The sequence below is a fragment of the Burkholderia sp. 9779_493 genome (assembly GCF_015712215.1).
GTDB classification, from domain to species: domain Bacteria; phylum Pseudomonadota; class Gammaproteobacteria; order Burkholderiales; family Burkholderiaceae; genus Burkholderia; species Burkholderia cenocepacia.
In genome coordinates, this window is the sequence record NZ_JACCQA010000008.1 from 25,758 (window position 1) to 44,711 (window position 18,954).

24 protein-coding genes are annotated in these 18,954 nt (G+C 69.2%); 4 read left to right on the plus strand and 20 right to left on the minus strand.

Annotated features, from left to right (window positions below):
- Positions 1-3: 3 nt before the first annotated feature.
- From fliQ to H0X95_RS10145, 8 genes are all read right to left on the minus strand, one after another.
- Complete coding sequence (fliQ, locus tag H0X95_RS10110; RefSeq protein WP_006491272.1) at positions 4-276, minus strand: flagellar biosynthesis protein FliQ; 273 nt, start codon at positions 274-276, stop codon at positions 4-6.
- 19 nt (positions 277-295) lie between these two features.
- Positions 296-1,057 carry a flagellar type III secretion system pore protein FliP gene (gene fliP, locus H0X95_RS10115; protein ID WP_006491273.1) on the minus strand — a complete coding sequence of 254 codons (762 nt, stop codon included), beginning with the start codon at positions 1,055-1,057 and terminating at the stop codon, positions 296-298.
- A 36-nt stretch (positions 1,058-1,093) separates the two neighbouring features.
- A complete protein-coding gene (fliO, locus tag H0X95_RS10120) occupies positions 1,094-1,669 on the minus strand; it encodes a flagellar biosynthetic protein FliO (RefSeq protein ID WP_059721136.1) in 576 nt (191 codons plus the stop codon).
- Positions 1,666-2,154: a flagellar motor switch protein FliN gene (fliN, locus tag H0X95_RS10125; RefSeq protein WP_006491286.1), complete on the minus strand. Its 489-nt coding sequence runs from the start codon at positions 2,152-2,154 to the stop codon at positions 1,666-1,668. Before fliN ends, fliO begins: the two co-directional genes overlap by 4 nt.
- Positions 2,147-3,145: a flagellar motor switch protein FliM gene (gene fliM, locus H0X95_RS10130; RefSeq protein ID WP_006477232.1), complete on the minus strand. Its 999-nt coding sequence runs from the start codon at positions 3,143-3,145 to the stop codon at positions 2,147-2,149. The genes fliN and fliM overlap by 8 nt, the downstream gene beginning before the upstream one ends.
- A gap of 22 nt (positions 3,146-3,167) precedes the next feature.
- Positions 3,168-3,668: a flagellar basal body-associated protein FliL gene (fliL, locus tag H0X95_RS10135; RefSeq protein WP_006491281.1), complete on the minus strand. Its 501-nt coding sequence runs from the start codon at positions 3,666-3,668 to the stop codon at positions 3,168-3,170.
- A gap of 240 nt (positions 3,669-3,908) precedes the next feature.
- A complete protein-coding gene (locus tag H0X95_RS10140; RefSeq protein WP_006491274.1) occupies positions 3,909-4,631 on the minus strand; it encodes an LrgB family protein in 723 nt (240 codons plus the stop codon).
- A 13-nt stretch (positions 4,632-4,644) separates the two neighbouring features.
- Positions 4,645-5,118, minus strand: a complete 474-nt coding sequence (locus H0X95_RS10145; RefSeq protein ID WP_006491291.1) for a CidA/LrgA family protein — start codon at positions 5,116-5,118, stop codon at positions 4,645-4,647.
- Between the two features lie 141 nt (positions 5,119-5,259).
- Between H0X95_RS10145 and H0X95_RS10150 the strand changes: the two genes are divergently transcribed.
- Positions 5,260-6,186, plus strand: coding sequence for a LysR family transcriptional regulator (locus H0X95_RS10150; protein WP_006491270.1), 927 nt, complete (start codon positions 5,260-5,262; stop codon positions 6,184-6,186).
- A 30-nt stretch (positions 6,187-6,216) separates the two neighbouring features.
- On the opposite strand, the gene H0X95_RS10155 is transcribed toward H0X95_RS10150, so the two are convergent.
- The 3 genes from H0X95_RS10155 to H0X95_RS10165 all read right to left on the minus strand — a co-directional run bounded on the left by H0X95_RS10155 (position 6,217) and on the right by H0X95_RS10165 (position 8,793).
- On the minus strand, positions 6,217-6,468 hold the full coding sequence (locus tag H0X95_RS10155; protein ID WP_006495400.1) for a type II toxin-antitoxin system Phd/YefM family antitoxin: 252 nt from the start codon (positions 6,466-6,468) through the stop codon (positions 6,217-6,219).
- A gap of 96 nt (positions 6,469-6,564) precedes the next feature.
- Complete coding sequence (locus H0X95_RS10160; RefSeq protein WP_006491289.1) at positions 6,565-8,127, minus strand: DHA2 family efflux MFS transporter permease subunit; 1,563 nt, start codon at positions 8,125-8,127, stop codon at positions 6,565-6,567.
- A gap of 177 nt (positions 8,128-8,304) precedes the next feature.
- On the minus strand, positions 8,305-8,793 hold the full coding sequence (locus H0X95_RS10165) for a MarR family winged helix-turn-helix transcriptional regulator (protein ID WP_059721135.1): 489 nt from the start codon (positions 8,791-8,793) through the stop codon (positions 8,305-8,307).
- Between the two features lie 174 nt (positions 8,794-8,967).
- On the opposite strand from H0X95_RS10165, the gene H0X95_RS10170 reads away from it, so the two are divergent.
- Entirely contained in the window at positions 8,968-9,252 is a 285-nt protein-coding gene (locus H0X95_RS10170; RefSeq protein ID WP_012492985.1) for a hypothetical protein, read from the plus strand.
- A gap of 283 nt (positions 9,253-9,535) precedes the next feature.
- Positions 9,536-11,101, plus strand: a complete 1,566-nt coding sequence (locus H0X95_RS10175; RefSeq protein WP_059721134.1) for an efflux transporter outer membrane subunit — start codon at positions 9,536-9,538, stop codon at positions 11,099-11,101.
- A gap of 25 nt (positions 11,102-11,126) precedes the next feature.
- On the opposite strand, the gene H0X95_RS10180 is transcribed toward H0X95_RS10175, so the two are convergent.
- The 8 genes from H0X95_RS10180 to gspG are packed head-to-tail and all read right to left on the minus strand — an operon-like array spanning position 11,127 to position 17,111.
- On the minus strand, positions 11,127-11,915 hold the full coding sequence (locus H0X95_RS10180) for a type II secretion system protein N (protein ID WP_006491283.1): 789 nt from the start codon (positions 11,913-11,915) through the stop codon (positions 11,127-11,129).
- 36 nt (positions 11,916-11,951) lie between these two features.
- On the minus strand, positions 11,952-12,458 hold the full coding sequence (gspM, locus tag H0X95_RS10185; RefSeq protein ID WP_006491282.1) for a type II secretion system protein GspM: 507 nt from the start codon (positions 12,456-12,458) through the stop codon (positions 11,952-11,954).
- Positions 12,455-13,828 carry a type II secretion system protein GspL gene (gene gspL, locus H0X95_RS10190; RefSeq protein ID WP_059721133.1) on the minus strand — a complete coding sequence of 458 codons (1,374 nt, stop codon included), beginning with the start codon at positions 13,826-13,828 and terminating at the stop codon, positions 12,455-12,457. The genes gspM and gspL overlap by 4 nt, the downstream gene beginning before the upstream one ends.
- Positions 13,829-13,854: 26 nt before the next feature.
- Positions 13,855-14,961, minus strand: a complete 1,107-nt coding sequence (gene gspK / locus H0X95_RS10195) for a type II secretion system minor pseudopilin GspK (protein ID WP_059721158.1) — start codon at positions 14,959-14,961, stop codon at positions 13,855-13,857.
- 2 nt (positions 14,962-14,963) lie between these two features.
- Positions 14,964-15,665 carry a PulJ/GspJ family protein gene (locus H0X95_RS10200; RefSeq protein WP_111442696.1) on the minus strand — a complete coding sequence of 234 codons (702 nt, stop codon included), beginning with the start codon at positions 15,663-15,665 and terminating at the stop codon, positions 14,964-14,966.
- Positions 15,643-16,044 carry a type II secretion system minor pseudopilin GspI gene (gene gspI, locus H0X95_RS10205; protein WP_012492988.1) on the minus strand — a complete coding sequence of 134 codons (402 nt, stop codon included), beginning with the start codon at positions 16,042-16,044 and terminating at the stop codon, positions 15,643-15,645. Before gspI ends, H0X95_RS10200 begins: the two co-directional genes overlap by 23 nt.
- A 2-nt stretch (positions 16,045-16,046) precedes the next feature.
- Entirely contained in the window at positions 16,047-16,616 is a 570-nt protein-coding gene (locus H0X95_RS10210) for a GspH/FimT family pseudopilin (RefSeq protein ID WP_006491630.1), read from the minus strand.
- A 42-nt stretch (positions 16,617-16,658) separates the two neighbouring features.
- Positions 16,659-17,111, minus strand: coding sequence for a type II secretion system major pseudopilin GspG (gspG, locus tag H0X95_RS10215; protein ID WP_012492990.1), 453 nt, complete (start codon positions 17,109-17,111; stop codon positions 16,659-16,661).
- 175 nt (positions 17,112-17,286) lie between these two features.
- Between gspG and H0X95_RS10220 the strand changes: the two genes are divergently transcribed.
- Entirely contained in the window at positions 17,287-17,697 is a 411-nt protein-coding gene (locus tag H0X95_RS10220; RefSeq protein WP_059721132.1) for a type II secretion system protein N, read from the plus strand.
- A gap of 37 nt (positions 17,698-17,734) precedes the next feature.
- On the opposite strand, the gene gspF is transcribed toward H0X95_RS10220, so the two are convergent.
- Positions 17,735-18,952, minus strand: coding sequence for a type II secretion system inner membrane protein GspF (gspF, locus tag H0X95_RS10225; RefSeq protein ID WP_006477248.1), 1,218 nt, complete (start codon positions 18,950-18,952; stop codon positions 17,735-17,737).
- Between the last annotated feature and the right edge of the window lie 2 nt (positions 18,953-18,954).

Consider the following 18,954-nt stretch of genomic DNA (forward strand, 5'->3'; position numbering starts at 1 on the left):
GGCTCAGCCGACGCCGAGTGTCGCGACGTGCAGCAGCGTCTGCCGCAGGTAGTCGAGCATCGTCGTCAGCATCCACGGGCCGGCGATCACGAGCGTCGCGGCGACCGCGAGCAGCTTCGGGATGAACGACAACGTCGCTTCGTTGATCTGCGTCGCGGCCTGGAACAGGCTCACGACGAGGCCGACCGCGAGCGCGACCAGCAGCAGCGGGGCCGCGAGCAGCAGGCCGACCATCATCGCCTGATGCGCGAGCGTCATCACTTGTTCGGGCGTCATCGCGTGATTCCTCCGCGGCTTACGTGAAGCTCTGCGCGAGCGAGCCGATCAGCAGCTGCCAGCCGTCGACCAGCACGAACAGCATCAGCTTGAACGGCAGCGACACGGTGGACGGCGACACCATCATCATCCCCATCGACATCAGCACGCTCGCGACGACCATGTCGATGATCAGGAACGGGATGAACACCGTGAAGCCGATCTGGAAACCGGTCTTCAGCTCGCTCGTGACGAACGCGGGCACCAGCAGCGACAGCGGCACGTCGTCGGGGCCCTGCATCGGCGCGGCCTTCGAGATTTTCGCGAACAGCGCGAGGTCGGTCTCGCGGGTCTGCTTCAGCATGAAGGTCTTGAACGGCGCGACGCCGCGCTGCACGGCCTGCTCCATCGGCATCGAGCCGTCGGAGAACGGCTTGTAGCCGTCGTTGTACGCGCGGTCGAGCACCGGCGACATTACGAAGAAGGTGAGGAACATCGCGAGGCCGACGAGCACCTGGTTCGGCGGCGTCGTCGCGGTGCCGAGCGCCTGGCGCAGCAGCGACAGCACGATGATGATGCGCGTGAAGCTCGTCATCATCAGCAGCATCGCCGGCAGGAACGACAGCATCGTGAGCAGCAGCATCGTCTGCACGCTCAGCGAATAGGTGGTGCCGCCGTGCGGCCCCGGGCTCGCGTTGAACGCGGGCAGGCCGTTCGCCTGCGCATACGCGAGCGCAGGGGCGAGACAGAGGATCAGCACGGGCGCGACGCGCGCCGCGTGACGCAGGAATGCGTGTTTCATCGGAATGCGGAGACTGGAAGAGGGCGCGGCGCCATGTCAACGGTCCTTGCCGCGACCGAGGCGTTTCACGGCTTCGCCCGCGAGCGCGTCGCGAAACCGCGAGCCGAACGTGCCGGGCAGGCCGGCGTCGGGCGCATGGCCGCCGGCGGACGCGTCGGCTGGAACCGACCCCGCGGTCGCGGTGGCCGCCACCGAGGCGGCCGGCAGCGTATGCAGCAGGCGCACGTTGCCCGGCGCGACGCCGAGCACGAGCCAGGTATCGCCGATCTCGACGATCGTCGCGCTTTCCTTCGCGCCGAGCCCGACGCTCGACACGACCTTGAGCGGGCCGCCGCGCCGCGCGGGCTGGAAGCCGAAGCGGCGCGCGAGCCACGCGCACGCGAACACGAGGCCGATCACGACCGCGAGCCCGACGAGCGTCTGCAGCACCGCGCCGATGCCGAGCGACGGCGCGGCCGAGCCGACCGTCACGCTCGACGCGATCGAACCGGGGTGGTTCACCGCGTTCATGTCCGCGGCGCCGGCCGGCGCGCACACGAGCGACGCGACGACGGCAAGCACCGTCGCCGCCATCGCGCGGCACACGCGCTGGCCGGGCTTGACGACGTTCATCGATTCAGCTTCCGGATACGTTCGGCCGGCGTGATGATGTCGGTGAGGCGAATGCCGAACTTGTCGTTGACCACCACGACTTCGCCCTGCGCGATCAGGCAGCCGTTCACGAGCACGTCCATCGGCTCGCCGGCCATGCCGTCGAGCTCGACGACCGACCCCTGCGCGAGCTGCAGCAGGTTGCGGATCGCGATCTTCGTGCGGCCGAGCTCCACGGTCATCTTGACCGGGATGTCGAGGATCATCTCGATGTCGTTGTGCGTCGAGCTCGCCGCGGCCTTCGACAGGGGCTGGAACACGCCGGCGCCCGTCGCCCCGGCCGCCACCGGCTGCTGGTTCTGCTCGGCGAGCGCGGCCGCCCAGTCGTCCATGCCCGGATCCTCGTCGGCCGCGGCCGGCGCCTGCGCGTCGGCGGCCGACGCCGCGAGCGCTGCATCGGCCATCGCCTGCATGTCGTCGTCGGGCGTCTGGTTCAGCTCACTCATATCCACCTTCCTTCATCGAATCGCTCGCGCCGATCATCTTCTGCACGCGCAACGCATATTGACCATTGAAAATTCCGTAGCCGCATTCCATCACCGGCACGCCGTCGACCTTCGCGGTGATCGTGTCCTCGATCTCGAGCGGCAGCACGTCGCCCGCGCGCAGGTTCAGGATCTTCTCGAACGTCGACGAGATCTCGGCGAGATTCGCGGTCAGCTCGACCTCGGCGGCCTGCACCTGCTGCGACAGCACGCGCACCCAGCGGCGGTCGACTTCGAGCGCCTCGCCCTGGATCGGCGAGCTGAGCACGTCGCGGATCGGCTCGATCATCGAGTACGGCATGCAGATGTGCAGCGTGCCGCCCGTCGGCCCGAACTCGATCGAGAACTGCGTGACGATCACGATCTCGTTCGGCGTCGCGACGTTCGCGAACTGCGTGTGCATCTCCGAGCGCACGAATTCGAACTGCAGCGGCCGCACGCTCTTCCACGCGGTCGTGTAGTGCTCGAACACGAGGTTCAGCAGCTTGCCGATGATCCGCTGCTCGGTGGCCGTGAAGTCGCGGCCCTCGACGCGCGTGTGGAAGCGCCCGTCGCCGCCGAACAGGTTGTCGACGACGAAGAACACGAGGTTCGGGTCGAACACGAACAGCGACGTGCCGCGCAGCGGTTTCACGTGCACCAGGTTCAGGTTGGTCGGGATCGGCAGGTTGCGGGTGAATTCGCTGTACTTCTGCACCTTCACCTGGCTGACGGAGATTTCCGCCGTACGCCGCATGAAGTTGAAGATGCCGATCCGCAACAGGCGCGCGAAGCGGTCGTTGATGATCTCGAGGCCGGGCATCCGGCCGCGGACGATTCGCTCCTGCGTCGCGATGTTGTAGGGGCGGACGCCCGATGTGTCGCGCTGCTCGTCGACTGCATCGGTTTCGCCCGTGACGCCCTTGAGGAGGGCATCGACCTCCTCCTGGGACATGAACTCCTGGTGACCCATACGCGCTCCTTTCGCGGCCGCGTTACTGGACGACGAACTCGGTGAACAGGACGTCGTCGACCTTCGCGCGCTGGTTGCCCGGCTGCGTCGGCTGCTCGATCAGCTCCCGCAGCTCCGTCGCGAGCGAACGTTTGCCGTCCGGCGTCGCAAGTTCCTCGGGATGCTTGTTCGACAGCGCGAGCAGGATCCGGCTGCGGATTTCCGGCATCCGCGCGGTCAGTTGCTCCTGCGCCTTCGGGTCGGTGAGCTTCAGCGACAGGCCGACGCGCAGGTAGTGCTGCGCGCCGTCGTCGGACTGCAGGTTCACGGTCAGCGGGTCGAGCGGGAAGAACACCGGCGCGGCCAGCGGCGCCGGCTCGGCGGGCGCGCTCGCGTGGCCGACGCCTGCCTTGCCCAGGAACACGTACATGCCGCCGGCGGCGGCGGCAGCCGCGCCCAGCGCGATGACGGCGATGAGCGCGATGCGCTTGAACTTGCCGGACGACGCCGGCTTGTCGGCGGTCGGGTTTGCGGTCGTGGCCATGTGAATGCGTGCGTGATGTCTCGTAGCATGCATTGTTCGGCATCCGGGCCGAGGCCGATGGGCGGAAAAGAGGGGGGAATTGCGGCTATCTCAGCCGATTGTCGGCCGGCGCGGCTCGATGCAGGGCAGGAACGGCGGGGAAACGATCCCCGGGGAGGAGCGGAGTGCGGCCGGCGGGAACAGACCGTCAGGCGAGGAACGCGGCAGGGCGGCGAGCGGCGCCCGCCCGCGCATCCGTCGTCAGATCGGCAGCAGCGTGAGCAGCGGCGCGATCAGCACCATCGCGACGCCCGCGATCATCATCGTCAGGCTCGACACGACGCCTTCCTCGCTGCCGATCTCGCGCGCCTTCGCGGTGCCCACGCCGTGGGCGGCCGCGCCGAACAGCGCGCCGCGCGCGAGCCGCGTGCGCATCGGCACGAGCGCCAGCACGAGTTCGCCGAGCAGCATCCCGCAGATGCCGGTCGCGATCACGAACAGGGCCGTGAGGTCCTTCGGCGCATGGATCTTGTCGGACACGGCGAGCGCGAACGGCGTCGACACCGAGCGCGTCATCAGCGAGCGCTGCAGCTCGGGCGACAGGTGCAGCAGCTTCGCGAGCAGCAGCGACCCGCATACGCCCGCCGCGATCCCGACCGCGACGCCGACCGACAGCGACAGCCAGTGGCGACGGATCAGGTCGCGATAGTCGTAGATCGGCACCGCGAACGCGATCGTCGCCGGGCCGAGCAGCCACATCAGCCAGCGCGTGTCGCGGAAATAGACCGAATACGGGATGCCGGTCAGCAGCACCAGCAGCACCAGCACGCCCGGCACGAACACGAGCGGCGAGAACAGCAGCGTCTTCTTGTACGCATAGAGCCGCTTCGACGCGAAATACAGCACGACGGTCAGCACGAAGCAGCCGACGGAGATCGCGGTATTCACCCGGTCGGCGGGCAGGTTCGATAGCGCGGCGAGCATGAACGGCTCCGGCTCAGTGCGCGATGGCGCTCAGGCGCGCGCGGCGGCGTTCCGCGAACACGCGCTGCGCGGCGAGCCGGCGTTCGAGCTTCGCGGCGAGATCGACCGCGACGGCCACCGCGACCATCACGAACGCGGTGCCGGCGAGCATCACCAGCGCGATGCGCCAGCCGTCCTCGCGGAACAGCCCGCCGTACTGCACGGCCGCGACGGCGGCCGGCACGAAGAACAGCAGCATGTCGGACAGCAGCCAGTTCGCGCCGTCCTTCACCCACGCCGGCGCGACGCGACCCGAGAACAGCAGCACGAGCAGCACCGCGAGGCCGATCACGCCGGACGGAATCGGCAGCCCGACCTTGCGCACGGCCCAGTCGACCGCCATCCACAGCACGCCGAGCGCGGCGGCCTGCAGCACGATCCGGCCCGTGTGCGCGAGGCTGCCCGAAGCAGCGGGGCGGGCGGCGGCAGTGGCGGTCGGCTTGTTCATGGCGGGCTCCATACAGATGTTTCTGTCAATGGAGCAAGTATAGGGTTTCCCCTAACCATAAATAAAATGACTTGTCTCTATCCTTGTCATTCCAATTCGGAATTCGCTTGCATTCAGCCGCACCAATCTGGGGAGTGATCGATGGAATTGCGCGCACTGCGGTACTTCGTCGAGGTGGTTCGTCAGCAGAGCTTCACCGCGGCGGCCGACAAGCTGTTCGTCACGCAGCCGACCATCAGCAAGATGGTGAAGGCGCTGGAAGACGAGATCGGTTCGCCGCTGCTGCTGCGCGACGGCCGGCAGATGGTGCTGACCGACGCCGGGCGGATCGTGTTCCAGCGCGGCCAGGACGTGCTGGCCGCGCAGGCGCAGCTGCAATCGGAGCTGAACGATCTCGGCACGCTCGGACGCGGCGAGCTGACGATCGGCATTCCGCCGCTCGGCGGTTCGCTGTTCACGCCGATCATCGCCGCGTACAAGCAGCGCTACCCGAACATCGAGCTGAAGCTGTTCGAGCAGGGCGCGCGGATGATCGAGGCCGCGCTGACGTCGGGCGAGCTGGAGCTCGGCGGGCTGCTGGAGCCGGTCGATCCCGGCACGTTCGAGCGGCTGCCGATGGTGCGCGCGCCGCTGTGGCTCGTCGCGCCGCGCGAGTCGCGCTGGGAGGACCACGCGGCCGTGCCGCTCGCGGATCTCGCGCGCGAATCGTTCGTGTTCTATGCGGAAAGCCTCGCGCTGCACGACGCGGTGCTCGATGCGTGCCGGCAGGCCGGCTTCACGCCGTCGATCGTGAGCCGCAGCGGTCACTGGGATTTCATGGCCGCGCTCGTGCATGCGGGCGTCGGCATCGCGCTGCTGCCCGAGCCGTATTGCCGGCGGCTCGACGCGGGGCAGTTCACGTGCCGGCCGATCGTCGAGCCGGAAATCACGTGGGCGATCGCGCTCGGCTGGCTGAAGAAGGGCTATCTGTCGCATGCGGCGCGCGCCTGGCTCGACGTCGCGCGGGCGACGCTGCCGCTCGCGCCGGCCGACGATCTCGCGTTCGGGGGCTTGCGGGCGCGGGAGTGAGGCAAGGACGAGACGTTCGGCACGCTGATTTCATTCAGTGCCGTCGAATCTGTTTCGAATCGTGTCGGCGTGCAACGCATCGAAATCCTCGGGGACCCGAATCTGCCCCTTCATGAATCCGACCCGCGATACCGGAGCAAGCGTCGGTGCCGAGGCAATCGGCACGACTTTGACCAGCGGCTTGCCGTCGTTCTCGATGACGAACGGTTCACCAGAACGAATTGCGTCATCGATCAAAAGCGACAGGTTCCTTGTCGCATCACGTAGGTCATAAGTCGGCATTTCACTGTTCCGCGAGTCCGGGTCGGCCAGCTTAGCTCTTTATCTATGTGGCGGACGCCGCATGGGCGGCGTGCCGGGAACCCGAACGCGACCGCCTCAATGCCCCATCGCCGGCCCCGCGCCCTTCTTGGGCTTCGTGATCCACACGAGCGCCGCGAGCGCGATGAACACGCCCGCCGACAGATGGAAGAAGTCGTTGGTCGCCATCATGAAGCCCTGCTGCGTGACGAGCTGGTTGAGTTGCGCATTGGCCGTCTGCCCGACGATGCCGAGCTGCGCGAGCGCGCCCTGATAGTCGGTCGTGTTCTGCGCGTAGACGCTCACCGATTCCGACAGCCGCGCATGATGGTAGATCGCGTCGTTCTCCCAGAACGTCGAGCTGGCCGCGGTGCCGATCGCGCCGGACAGCGTGCGCAGGAAGTTCGACAGCCCCGACGCGCTCGCGAGCCGCTCGTCGGAGATGCTCGACAGCGTGATCGTCGTCATCGGCACGAAGAAGCACGCGACGCCGATGCCCTGCACGAGCCGCGGCAGGATCACGTGGTTGAACGGCACGTCGAGCGTAAACGTCGCGTTCCACAGCGACACGCCCGCGAACACGATGAACGCGAAGCTCGCGACCATCCGCAGGTCGAGCCGGTGCATGTTGCGGCCGATCAGCGGCGACAGCACCAGCGCGAGCAGCCCGACCGGCGCGGTCGCGAGGCCCGCCTTGCCGGCCGTGTAGCCCATCACCGTCTGCAGCCACAGCGGGAAGATCACGACCGAGCCGAAGAACGCCATGAAGCCGAACGAGATGATCAGCGCGCCGAGCGCGAAGTTGCGGTCCTTGAACAGCGACAGGTCGACCACCGGCTCCTTCTCGGTCGCCTCCCACACGAGCATGAACGCGAGCGACACGACGGCGATCAGCGCGAGCGCGACGATGAACGACGAGTTGAACCAGTCGCGGTCCTTGCCGAGGTCGAGCATCATCTGCAGGCACGACACGCCGATCACGAGCAGCGCGAGGCCGATCGCGTCGATCCGCTGCTTCGACGTCTTCGTTTCGCGGCCGCGCAGCAGGAAGTACGCGCAGGTCGCCGAGAACACGCCGATCGGCAGGTTGATGTAGAAGATCCACGGCCACGTGTAGTTGTCGCTGATCCAGCCGCCCAGCAACGGGCCGAAGATCGGCGCGACGATCACCGTCATCGCCCATAGCCCGAGCGCGAGCCCGCGTTTCGCGGGCGGGTAGCTGCGCATCAGGATCGTCTGCGACAGCGGCACCATCGGCCCCGACACGAGGCCTTGCAGCAGCCGGAACGCGATCAGCGTCTCGAAGTTGGTCGCGAGGCCGCAGAGCGCCGACGCGATCGTGAACGCGAGCACCGACAGCGTGAAGAGGCGCACCTCGCCGACCCGGCGCGCGAGCCAGCCGGTGAGCGGCACCGCGATCGCGGACGCGACCGAGTACGACGAAATCACCCACGTGCCTTCGCTCGTCGCGACGCCGAGGCTACCCGAGATGGTCGGCACCGCGACGTTCGCGATCGACGTGTCGAGCACTTCCATGAAGGTGCCGAGCGCGAGCCCGACGGTCAGCAGCGCGAGTGCGCCGCCGGTCAGCGGTGCGGGTTCGGCGGCGGGGGAGGGGGCGGATGCCGTGGTGGCGGACATCGGAATCTCCTAGACGCGGCGCGCGCGACGCGCCGGCACAACGCACGGGCGCGCGACGCAGCGCGGCCCGGCCGGGTGGAATGAAAAAGGGAAAAAGCGGAGCGCGTGCCTCGTCATCTTCTGCCCAGACAGAGAAATAAGCGAATGCTTAACCTAGCCATGAGGGCTCCGCGCACATCAGCAGTCGGGTTCGTCGGGCTTCGGGCAGCCGGTCGAGCCGGGCCCGTTGGCGATGAAACGCTGCAGCAGGCCGGTGAGCGTCGCCAGTTCGTCGGCCGAAAAGCCCTCCAGTTGCGCGTTGAGCGCGGTCGCGACCAGCGACGGCAGCGCGCGGGCGGCTTCGAGGCCGCGCTCGGTCAGCGTCAGCTCGATCATCCGGCGGTCCTGCTCGCTGCGCGCGCGTGCGACCAGCCCCTTGCGTTCGAGCCGGTCGAGCATGCGCGTCATCGAGCCGCTGTCGTACGACATCTTGCGGGACAGTTCGAACGGCGTGCGCGCGTAGCCGCGCGACAGCAGCAGGATCACGCCGATCTGCTGCGCGGTGAGGTCGAGCGGCTCGAGCGCGCGATCCATCCGCTCGACGAGCGCCTGCTTCGCCTTCGACAGGTAATAGCCGAGGCTCGTTTCCAGCGCGATGTTCTCGGGATCGTAGAGGCCGCCGGTCATACGATTGCGCGCGCAGCAATAGTGCGTTTCGGGTTAAAACGCGCCCAGTATCTTGAAAAATGATTGCTTAGTCAATATTATTTGAGTCAACCAGTTACGACGTGCATGTTGCACTGCCGGAGACTATGTTCTGACCGATTGGCCCGCGCTGCCGGGCACCCGAGGATGTTCGCGATGCTGTTCCTGAAAAATGCCGCCGGCGCGCTGCGCCGCAACCTGACCGATACCGCTCATCATGTGTTCTCCGGGCCGCACCGCGGCTGGAAGATCGCGCTGTACGTGACGATGCTGGTCGTGCCTGGCGGCTCGCTCGCGGCGCTCGGGTTCGCATGGTTCGATCATCGCCGGCAGCGCAACGCGAAGGGCGGCGCCCGCCGTACGAGCCAGCCGGCCGTGACGGAGCCGTCGACATGGCGGGCCGCCGCCGAACCCGTCCCGGTGCCCGTGCGCTGCCACTGACGCTGCACCGCTCCCGCCGCTCTCCGCACGATCCTGTCTGATCGCCGGCCGCGTCACGCGCGGCCGGTGTCGTACGCCCGTTCGCACGCCGTTTTCCCGCAAGCCGGCCGTAATGGCCGGTAAACCGGCCGGCCGCGCCGGTAACACATTCGGGCTGTCGCCCACCGTACCCTTAGGGCTGCGCAGCTTTCCCGCCGTCAGTTACCATTTGTCCGCCAGCGGCATGACGACCGCATCGCGCGGCGCCGCTCGCCGGCCGTCACGCCCAGACAGGAAAACCACCATGCCGTACGCCCCCCTCCCGCGCGCCGTTCGCCCGCTGAGCGCCGCCGTCGCCATCGCGACGGCCGTGCTGCTCGCCGGCTGCGCCGTCGGGCCCGACTATCACCGGCCCGACACGTCGATCCCCGCCGCCTTCAAGGAAGCGCCGGCCGGCTGGAAAGTCGCGCAGCCCGCCGATCGCGCCGACCGCGGCCCGTGGTGGACGGTCTACAACGATCCGCAGCTCGATGCGCTGATCGGCAAGCTCAACGCGTCGAACCAGACCATCGCGCAATCGGCGGCCGCCTACCGGCAGGCGCGCGCGCTCGTCACCGAGGCGCGCGCCGCGTATTTCCCGACCGTCGGGCTGACCGCATCGGGCTCGCGCGCGCGGACGCCGCGCACGTCGCTGTCGTCGGGTTCGTCGTCGAATTTCGGCAGCGGGTCGACCGGGTCGATCAACAACAGCTACAGCGTCGGCCTCGACGCCAGCTGGGAACCCGACCTGTGGGGCAAGGTGAGCCGCACCGTCAGCGCGCAGCGCGCCGGCGAAGCGGCCGCCGCGGCCGATCTCGCGAACGCGCGGCTGTCGCAGCAGGCGCTGCTCGCGCAGACCTACTTCCAGTTGCGCACGTCCGATGCGCTGCAGAAGCTGCTCGACGACACCGTGAAGTCGTACCAACGGTCGCTGCAGCTCACGCAGAACCAGTACGCGCAGGGCGTCGCCGCGCGCGCCGACGTGATCCAGGCGCAGACGCAGCTGCAGAGCGCGCAGGCCGCGCAGATCGACAACGGCGTCGCCCGCGCGCAATACGAGCATGCGATCGCGACGCTGATCGGCGAGCCGGCGTCGACCTTCTCGCTGCCGCCGAGCCCGCTCGCGGCCGAGCCGCCGATCACGCCGGTCGACGTGCCGTCCGCGATCCTCGAGCGCCGGCCCGACATCGCGGCGGCCGAGCGCCGCGCCGCGGCCGCGAACGAGCAGATCGGCGTCGCGATCGCCGCGTTCTTCCCGACGCTCACGCTGTCGGCCACCGGCGGCTTCGAGAGCTCGGTGTGGTCGCAGCTGTTCACGCTGCCGGCGCGCTTCTGGACGGTCGGCCCGCAGCTCGCGGCCACGCTGTTCGACGCGGGTCTGCGCGCCGCGCAGACCGATGCGGCGCGCGCGACCTACGACCAGGACGTCGCCGCCTATCGGCTCGCGGTGCTCACCGCGTTCCAGGACGTCGAGGACAACCTCGCGTCGCAGCGCATCCTCGCGCAGGAAATCGACGTGCAGCGGCAGGCCGTCGACAGCGCCGAGCACGCGCTCGCGATCGTCACGAACCAGTACAAGGCCGGCACGGTCGCGTACCTGAACGTGCTGACCGCGCAGACCACCGCGTTCACCGCGCAGCAGAAGCTCGCGACGATCGCCGGGCAGCGGATGGTGTCGTCGGTCGGGCTCGTGAAGGCGCTCGGCGGCGGCTGGAACGTATCGGAGATGGCGCGCGAGAACGGCGACATGGCGGCGCCTGTGCCGGCGTCCGGTGCGGCCGTGCCCGCGGCCACCGCACCGTCGGTCGCCGCGCCGCTCGCGCAGAAGTAGAAAGGGAAGCGGGCGACGCGCGCGTTCAGCGCTGCGCGTCGCCGAAGATCAACGACACCTGGTTGTTGCCGATCGGGTGGCCGAGCAGGTTCAGCAGCCCGGCGAGGTTCGCCTGCTGCTCGGGCGCCGCGTGCGCGGTGCCGCGGAACGAACCCTGGCCGGGGCCGAAGCTGCCGTGCCCGTCGAGGAACAGCGGGCCCTGCGTCGTCGACAGGTCGAGATCGGCGCCCGCGCCCTTCGCCTGCAATACCGCACGGTACGAACCGAGCGGCTTCACGCGCGACACGCGCGAACTCATCGAATCGATCGTCACCGTCAGCTGGCCGAACGCGTTGTTGCCGATCAGCCGCCAGTCGCTCCAGCCGAGCCGCACGTCGCCCTGCAGGTCGAGCGTGTTGAACGGCGTGCCGAGCCCCGTGAGCAGCGACGCAGGCACGGCCATCGTGCCCGCCGACAGCACCGCGCCGCGCCACGTCGCATCGAGCGTGACCGCGTCGGGCATCGCTTCCGTCTGCCGCATGCGCATCTGCACGCGCCCGGTCAGCAGCGGCCAGAAGCGCGTGGTCCATTCGACCCGGCCCGGCAGCAGCGTCGCCGCGCTCTGGTCCGCGCCCGGCGCGAGCATCAGCGTGCCCGAGCCGTGCCACAGCGACCCGTCCGGATCGACGAGATTCACGTGGCCGCCGGTCGCCCGCGCGAACTGCGGCGCGATCCACGCGGCCGGCGCGAGCGCGACGAGCGTCACCGCCGTCGCCAGACCGCCTGCCAGCACCCACGGCAACACGGCGACGAGCCGTCTCACCCACGGCCGCATCGGCCGGCCTTCGTTTGCGTCATCCACAGCCGTCATCTATTTCTGGACGGAAGGTTGCATCACGGCCGTCAGGTCCACCTGGCCGTCTTCCTTCAGCGCCGTCGCATGCGCCTCGCCGACCTGCACCTTGAACTGCCGGCGCGCATCGTCGAGCCACTGCGTCCATGCCGGGAACGACACGTTCTTCATCTGGATCTGCACGCCGTTGCCGACGATCTGCACCTGCGCGCCCTGCAGCCCGTGATCGGACAGCGACGCGGTCAGCGCATCCTTCAGCGCGAGGCCGGTCGGCGCGACACCCTGCGCGGCGGCGGCCAGCGACTTCGCCTCGTTCGCCTGCGCGGTCATCTGCGCGAGTTCGTGACGCATCGTCGGCAGCTCGCGCTGGATCCGCGCACGGCCTTCCTGCGCGGGCGACCACAGCACCGAATACGCGATCGCGACCGCCAGCACGGCGCCGCCCCAGCCGAGCAGCGTCTTCTCGCGCGGCGTGCGCTCGCCCCAGAACTGGGCCAGCGTCTGGTTCAGTTGTTCGGTTTTCATGAGCGGCTCCGGATCGTCCATTTGCCCGTGTTGCTGTCGACTTCGCCGGACAGTCCGTTACGCGCGAGGCGCTGCGTGAAATCGGGATCGACCTTGACCTCCGGCTTGAAGCCGACGTCGAGCCGCCGGTCGTGATAGTCGAGCGACGCGATGCCGTTCAGCGGCAGCGCGCCCATCGAACGCGACAAGCCGCTCGACAACGCGAGGAAATCGTTCGGCGACAGCTCGCCGGCCGCGAGCCGAAGCTGGTCGAGCTGGCGCTGCATCTGCGCGGGCGGATCGAGCACGGTGGTCGTCTTCGGGAACGCGGACAAGAGCGTCTCGGTGATCTGCGCGGACAGCGCATCGCGCTCGCGCGACAGCTTCCACCAGTGCAGGTTCATCCCGATCACCGCGACGCCGAGCGTCGCCGCGGCCAGCGCGATCGGCACACGCAGGCGCTTCACCGTCGCGCGGTCGAAGCGCCACGGCTGCGACTCGAACTCGAACTGGCACAGATCGAATGGCTCGGTCAGCGCCCGGCGCGCGAACGTGTCGAACGACAGCGGCGCGGCGCCCGGCAGCAGCGGCGCGTCGGTGCGGCCGACCGACGCGAGCCGCGGCTCCGCGCCCGGCTCGCCGAGTTCGTACAGTTCGACGTCGCCGCCGCCCGCGAGCGCGGCCAGCGTGCCGGCCGCGCGCGACGCGGGCGCCGCGAAGCCTTCGCCGAGCGCGCCGCGCGCGACCGCCAGCTCGAGGCGCGGCGCACCGGCCGCCGCCGGCAGCGCGCCGGCTTCGACGAGCACCGGTTCGACCGCCGTCGCGAGCCCGAGCACCGCGGCGACGGTCGCCGGGCGGGCAGGCGGCTCGGTGACGTCCGCGACGAGCGCGGCGGCGTCGGTCGCCTCGCCGTCGGCCGGCACGGCGGAGGCCGCGTGGGCCGACGCGCGCGGCGCCGGCAGGCAGCGGGTCGCGGGGACCGCGCTCAGGTGCCGGTGACCGGCCGCGGTGAACGCGTCGCAGATCGTGCGGAACCACGCGCGATCGACGACGGCCAGCACGCGGCGCCCGTCGGGCAGCGCGGCCGGATCGAGCGCGATGTGGCAGCCGAGCGGGTCCTGGATCAGCTGATCCTCGACGATGTTGGGCAGCGCCTGGCGCAGCTTCGGCCCCTTCAGCGGCGGCACGGTCGCGGCCAGCAGCAGCACGTCGCGCGCGGCGACGATCAGCACCGTCGCGTTCGCGCGCGGCAGCAGCGCGAGCGCGGCGCGGCCCGCGCGCTGCACCTGGCCGGCCTTGTCGACGAGCGTGAACGGCAGCTCGGGCCACTGCCATTCCTGCAACGGCACGGCAGGCTCGCGCGGCGGCAAAGAAACAATCAACGTGCTCACAAGAGCTCCTCTCCCGATTGGCGTCGTTATAGCTGGTCGCGGATGCGCACGACCCGCGTCGAGTGCGTGGTCGGATCACGATACACGAGCGAGGTGCGGTCGACCTCCGCGCGTTCGTGCTGGATCCGGCCATGCACGATGAAATAGCTCGAATTGACGTCGACGAGGCTCGAGTCGATCGTCACGTTCGGCGGCGCGCCGGCGCCGCGCAGCGCGAGCTGCACGTCGCCGACGTTCCGGAAAAACACCGTCTCGCGGCGCGACACGAGCGCCTGCGCGGACGACACGCTCATCCCCGGTATCAGCGCCGCGATCACTTCGGCCGACGCGGTGTTCATGTTCACGGGCGTGGTAGTCGGCAGCACGGTGACGAACGGGCGCAGCCGCGCGACCATCTCGGGCGTCACGCCGTTGACGTCGAGCAGGCTGTCGACGCGCGTCATCATCAGCGGCGCGGGCCCGCGGTCGCCGCCGGCCATCCCGGGATCGTCGGTGAAGCCGCTGCCCTGCATGTCGCCGCTCGTCACCGGCGCGGTCGCGGCGTTTGCCGCGGTGCCGCCGCCGGGCAGGTTCGGCATCTGGAACCGCGTGGCCGAATGCAGCAGGCCCGCGCGCACCTGCAGCGCGATGCGCTTCGCGAACGCGCTGTCGTAGCCAAGCGTCGTCAGCAGGCGCTGGAACGCCTGCATCTGCGTGACGTTCAGTTGCAGCACGCCGGGCGCCGGCGACGACACGAGGTTGCGCAGGTTGAACTTCGCCTGCGCGTCCTCGATCGAGCCGGACAGGTAGGTGTCTTCGGCGTCGGTGTCGTTGGGCGCGCCGATTCGGCCGAGGAAATCCGACAGCTTGGTCTTCGCGATCGGCACGCCCCAGATCCCGCCGAGATACGTGATGCCGGGCGCCGTATCGCCTTCGGAGCGCAGGATCATCCGGGTCCAGTCGAGCGCGCCGCGCGCGACCCACTGCGCCTGCGCGATCACGCGCTGGTTTTCGATCCGGCGGATCTGCACCTGCTGGCGCCACAGCATCCCCGACACGAGGATCGCCGACAGCGCGACCACGAGCAGCGCGGTGATGATCGCGGCGCCGCGCTGGCGGCGGGCAGGCATTCGGTGGAGTGGGCGCGCACGCATCGTCATTCCCCGACGAGGAAGATGCGCGTGACCGGCACGCGCAGCGACGTCGCGCCGATGCTGACCTGCAGCCCGGTCACCGCGCGCGCCGGCGGCGCGTTGCCGATCTGCGGCACCTTGAGCGCGTCGTTGTTCTGCGCGAGCGCTTCGTCGGCCGTCTGCAGGTTGGTGGTCCAGCCCACGCGCGGCACGTACAGCTTCGCGTCGATCGCGCCGACGCCGCCCATCAGCGCGACCCAGCTCCAGCCTTCGACGCTGCTGTCCTTCAGCATGGTGCGCAGCCGGTTCGTGTCGTCGATCGGCGGCGACGCATAGCGCACGACGCGCCCGCCGGCGATCCGGTAGCGAACCACCTGCAGCCGCGGCGCGACGCCCGGCACGTCGAGTTCGCGCACGATCTGCAGCGTATTGCCGGCGACGCCGATCGCCGGCTGGCCGGCTTCGTCGTCGGTCGCGGCGAGCCGCGCGTCGATGCGCATCTGGTCGAACATCTGCGCGAACACGCGCTCGTCTTCCATCGCGGCCGCGACCTTGTCGCGACCGCGCATGATCTGGTCGAGCCCGCGCCACGCGAGGATCGCGACCACCGCGAGGATCGCGATCGCGATCATCAGCTCGATCAGCGTGAAGCCGCGGGTGGCGAGGCGCGCCGGGCGGGCGGACGGGCGGCGCATCGGCGCGTCAGAGCGGACGGCTGGTTTCATTCGCGACCACCGTCACCATCTGCGCGAGCACGCCGGCGCGGCCAGGCATGCTCACCGAAATCCGCACGCGCCGGAACACCGGGTTCGGCGTGGTGCTCACGCGCTGCGTGCAGACCAGCTGCACGTTGCCTTGCGAGCAGTCGAAACTCTGCTCGCCGACTTCCGGCCACGCATGCGTGAGCCGCAGCTGCGCGAGCGCGTTGTCTGCGCTCCAGCCGGCGAGCAGCCGGCGATGCAGGTCGGACGCATTGGTCGCCATCGTGCCGACCGCACGGATCGACGCGGCGAGCGCGACCGCGATGATCGCGAGCGCGACCAGCACCTCGATCATCGTGAAGCCGCGGGATGAAGAAACGGGGAAGGGCAGGCGACGACGCATCGTCATTGCACCTCGTAGCGGCCGTTGCCGGTGCCGACGATCGTCGCGCTGCCGGCGGCCGAATGCAGCGTCACGCGCACGGGCGTGTCGATGCTCTCGGTGCCGAACACGACTCGGCTCGCGCGCGTATCCGACCCCGGGTAATCGATGTCCGCGCCGGTGACGCCGCCATCCCAGTCGCGCGGGCGCAGCAGGTCGTCACGCAGCGTGCGCCAGCCGTCGGGCGAGCTCACGTCGAACTGGAAGCCGTGCGCGGTCGGCTGCCATGCGATCGGCCGCGCACGCACCTGCGCTTCGTCGCCGGCCGTCTCGAACAGCAGCGCGATGCGCTGCGCTTCCTCGCGCAGGTCGGTGCGCGGATTGCGCGTCAGCGACAGCGACGCGAGCGACACCAGCAGCCCCGCGATCACGAGCACGACCAGCATTTCGAGCAGCGTGAACCCGCGCGCGCGACGCCGCGCCGCGCGGTGCTTCATCGAGCCGCCATCGGCACCTGCCGGTGCGGACGGCACCGCACCGCGACGCACACGGCAATCGCGGCCGCAGCGGGAGGTCGTGCGAATGGCGAGCATGAAGAAGAACGGGAATGAAGCGTCGCGGCGATCAGCGCCGGCTTATTGCCACGAGCCGATGTCGGAGTCGTTGCTTTCGCCGCCTTCCTTGCCGTCGGCGCCGTAGCTGAACACGTCGATCTCGCCGTGCACGCCCGGGTTCAGGTACTTGTACCCGTTGCCCCACGGATCGTTCGGCAGGCGCTCGAGATAGCCGCCGTCCTTCCAGTTGTTCGGGATCGGATCGTTGGTCGGCTTCTGGATCAGCGCGTTCAGGCCCTGCTCCTGGGTCGGATAGCGGCCGTTGTCGAGACGATACAGCTTGAGCGCCTGCATGATCGTGCCGATGTCCTGCTTCGCGGCGATGCGGCGCGCCTCGTCCGGGCGGCTCATGATCTTCGGCACGATCAGCGCCGCGAGGATCCCGAGGATCGCGACCACCACCATGATCTCGATCAGCGTGAAACCGCGCTGACGACGCACGGCCGCGTTGCGGCGAGTGATCCACGTTTGCATGACTGACTACCTCTTTCCAAAAAATGTCGTCGATTGAGTGACGCACCCGGCGCACCGGACGATTGCCTGACGGCAACCTTCCGGACCGGCGGGCGCGGAGCACGCATTGTAAGGCGCGCATCGCCGAGGGCTTTCACCCAACGCAAATTTCATATACATCCGTACAATAGCGCGCATGAACGCGCTCTCGATCCGGATCCTTTCCCTCGCCCTCTTCGCGGGTTTGTGCGCGACGGCCACCTACTGGGTCGTCACGCTGTCCGCTCGCGAAGCGCCGCTGCCCGCCGCCGCCGCGCGGCTGCCGATCCGCACCGAGGACGCCGCCGCGCTCTTCGGCGGTCAGCTCGACAAGAATCCCGTCCAGGACATCCACCTGTTCGGCATTCTCGCGCTCGACCACGGCGGCGCCGCGATCGTCAGCGTCGGCGGCGAACCGCCGCACGCCGTGTCGCTCGGCGCGGACGTCACGTCCGGCGCGAAGCTCGCCGAAGTGCGCCCGCGCTCGATCATCGTCGACCGCAACGGCGCCCGCGCCGAAATCCAGCTCCCGGCGAACACGCCGTCCCCCGCGATCTACATGCGCTGAACGGCGGCGGCCCGGCAAGCGGAATCGGGCCGCTCCGTCACTGCACCATGTTGTTCAGCTCGATGATCGGCAGCATCACGGCCAGCACGATCACGAGCACGATGCCGCCCATCGCGAGGATCAGCAGCGGCTCCAGCAGGCTCGTCAGGAACATCGTGCGGCGCTCCAGCTCGCGCGCTTCGCCTTCGGCCGCGCGATCCAGCATCGTCGTCACGTCGCCCGTCGCCTCGCCCGAACGAATCAGGTGCACGAGCACCGGCGGAAACGTCTTCACGTTGTTCAGCGCGCGCGACAGCGCCGAGCCTTCGCGCACGCGCACGATCGCATCGTCAATGTTCGCGCGCATCGCGCGGTTCGACAGCGTCTCGCCGGCCGCCTGCAACGCGCGCAGGATCGGCACGCCGGCCGCGGTGAGAATGCCGAGCGTGCTCGCGAAACGCACCGTGTTGTAGCCGCGCACGAGCTTGCCCGCGAGCGGCGCGGTCAGCACCCAGCGATCGAACGCGAGCCGGGGCCCGGCGCGCGACAGCGTCGCCTTCACGAACCACACGATGAGCGCGACCGCGATCAGGATCGCCCACCACCAGTGCCGCACGAATTCCGACAGCGCCATCATCACGACCGTGAGGATCGGCAACTGCTGCTTCGTGCTCGCGAACACGTTGACGACCTGCGGCACGACGTAGCTCAGCAGGAACGTGACGATGCCGAATGCGATCAGCGTGACGATGCCCGGATACGTGAACGCCAGCAGGATCTTCTGCTTGAGCGCATTGCTCTGCTCGATGTAGTCGGCCAGGCGCGACAGCACGATGCCGAGCTTGCCGGTGTGCTCGCCGGCCGCGACCAGCGCGCGATAGATTTCCGGAAAATCGCGCGGATGCTGGCCGAGCGCATTCGCGAGCGAATGGCCGCCGAGCACTTCCGCGCGGATCGCGGCCATCAGTTCGCGGATGTAGTCGCGCTCGGCCTGCTCGGTCAGCACGCCGAGCGCCTCGTCGAGCGGCAGCCCGGCGATCAGCAGGCTCGCGAGCTGGCGCGTGAGGATCGCCTGTTCGCGCTGCGACAGCTTGCGGCCGAACGCGAGCCGCTGCGAACGCGCGCCGCGCGTCGCGCTCGCGGCCGGCTCGACGACGAGCGGCGTGAGCCCCTGCGTGCGCAGCTGGCCGCGCGCGGCGCGCGCGCTGTCGGCATCGATCACGCCTTTCTGCGCGCGTCCCGCCGCATCGATTGCTTCGAAACGGAATGCCGGCATCG

What these genes read in the sequence shown, in the direction of transcription:
- fliQ (WP_006491272.1), bottom strand. Translation starts at nt 276, where the DNA reads ATGACGCCCGAACAAGTGATGACGCTCGCGCATCAGGCGATGATGGTC.
- fliP (WP_006491273.1), bottom strand. Translation starts at nt 1,057, where the DNA reads ATGAAACACGCATTCCTGCGTCACGCGGCGCGCGTCGCGCCCGTGCTG.
- fliO (WP_059721136.1), bottom strand. Translation starts at nt 1,669, where the DNA reads ATGAACGTCGTCAAGCCCGGCCAGCGCGTGTGCCGCGCGATGGCGGCG.
- fliN (WP_006491286.1), bottom strand. Translation starts at nt 2,154, where the DNA reads ATGAGTGAGCTGAACCAGACGCCCGACGACGACATGCAGGCGATGGCC.
- fliM (WP_006477232.1), bottom strand. Translation starts at nt 3,145, where the DNA reads ATGGGTCACCAGGAGTTCATGTCCCAGGAGGAGGTCGATGCCCTCCTC.
- fliL (WP_006491281.1), bottom strand. Translation starts at nt 3,668, where the DNA reads ATGGCCACGACCGCAAACCCGACCGCCGACAAGCCGGCGTCGTCCGGC.
- H0X95_RS10140 (WP_006491274.1), bottom strand. Translation starts at nt 4,631, where the DNA reads ATGCTCGCCGCGCTATCGAACCTGCCCGCCGACCGGGTGAATACCGCG.
- H0X95_RS10145 (WP_006491291.1), bottom strand. Translation starts at nt 5,118, where the DNA reads ATGAACAAGCCGACCGCCACTGCCGCCGCCCGCCCCGCTGCTTCGGGC.
- H0X95_RS10150 (WP_006491270.1), top strand. Translation starts at nt 5,260, where the DNA reads ATGGAATTGCGCGCACTGCGGTACTTCGTCGAGGTGGTTCGTCAGCAG.
- H0X95_RS10155 (WP_006495400.1), bottom strand. Translation starts at nt 6,468, where the DNA reads ATGCCGACTTATGACCTACGTGATGCGACAAGGAACCTGTCGCTTTTG.
- H0X95_RS10160 (WP_006491289.1), bottom strand. Translation starts at nt 8,127, where the DNA reads ATGTCCGCCACCACGGCATCCGCCCCCTCCCCCGCCGCCGAACCCGCA.
- H0X95_RS10165 (WP_059721135.1), bottom strand. Translation starts at nt 8,793, where the DNA reads ATGACCGGCGGCCTCTACGATCCCGAGAACATCGCGCTGGAAACGAGC.
- H0X95_RS10170 (WP_012492985.1), top strand. Translation starts at nt 8,968, where the DNA reads ATGCTGTTCCTGAAAAATGCCGCCGGCGCGCTGCGCCGCAACCTGACC.
- H0X95_RS10175 (WP_059721134.1), top strand. Translation starts at nt 9,536, where the DNA reads ATGCCGTACGCCCCCCTCCCGCGCGCCGTTCGCCCGCTGAGCGCCGCC.
- H0X95_RS10180 (WP_006491283.1), bottom strand. Translation starts at nt 11,915, where the DNA reads ATGCGGCCGTGGGTGAGACGGCTCGTCGCCGTGTTGCCGTGGGTGCTG.
- gspM (WP_006491282.1), bottom strand. Translation starts at nt 12,458, where the DNA reads ATGAAAACCGAACAACTGAACCAGACGCTGGCCCAGTTCTGGGGCGAG.
- gspK (WP_059721158.1), bottom strand. Translation starts at nt 14,961, where the DNA reads ATGCGTGCGCGCCCACTCCACCGAATGCCTGCCCGCCGCCAGCGCGGC.
- H0X95_RS10200 (WP_111442696.1), bottom strand. Translation starts at nt 15,665, where the DNA reads ATGAAACCAGCCGTCCGCTCTGACGCGCCGATGCGCCGCCCGTCCGCC.
- gspI (WP_012492988.1), bottom strand. Translation starts at nt 16,044, where the DNA reads ATGCGTCGTCGCCTGCCCTTCCCCGTTTCTTCATCCCGCGGCTTCACG.
- H0X95_RS10210 (WP_006491630.1), bottom strand. Translation starts at nt 16,616, where the DNA reads ATGCTCGCCATTCGCACGACCTCCCGCTGCGGCCGCGATTGCCGTGTG.
- gspG (WP_012492990.1), bottom strand. Translation starts at nt 17,111, where the DNA reads ATGCAAACGTGGATCACTCGCCGCAACGCGGCCGTGCGTCGTCAGCGC.
- H0X95_RS10220 (WP_059721132.1), top strand. Translation starts at nt 17,287, where the DNA reads ATGAACGCGCTCTCGATCCGGATCCTTTCCCTCGCCCTCTTCGCGGGT.
- gspF (WP_006477248.1), bottom strand. Translation starts at nt 18,952, where the DNA reads ATGCCGGCATTCCGTTTCGAAGCAATCGATGCGGCGGGACGCGCGCAG.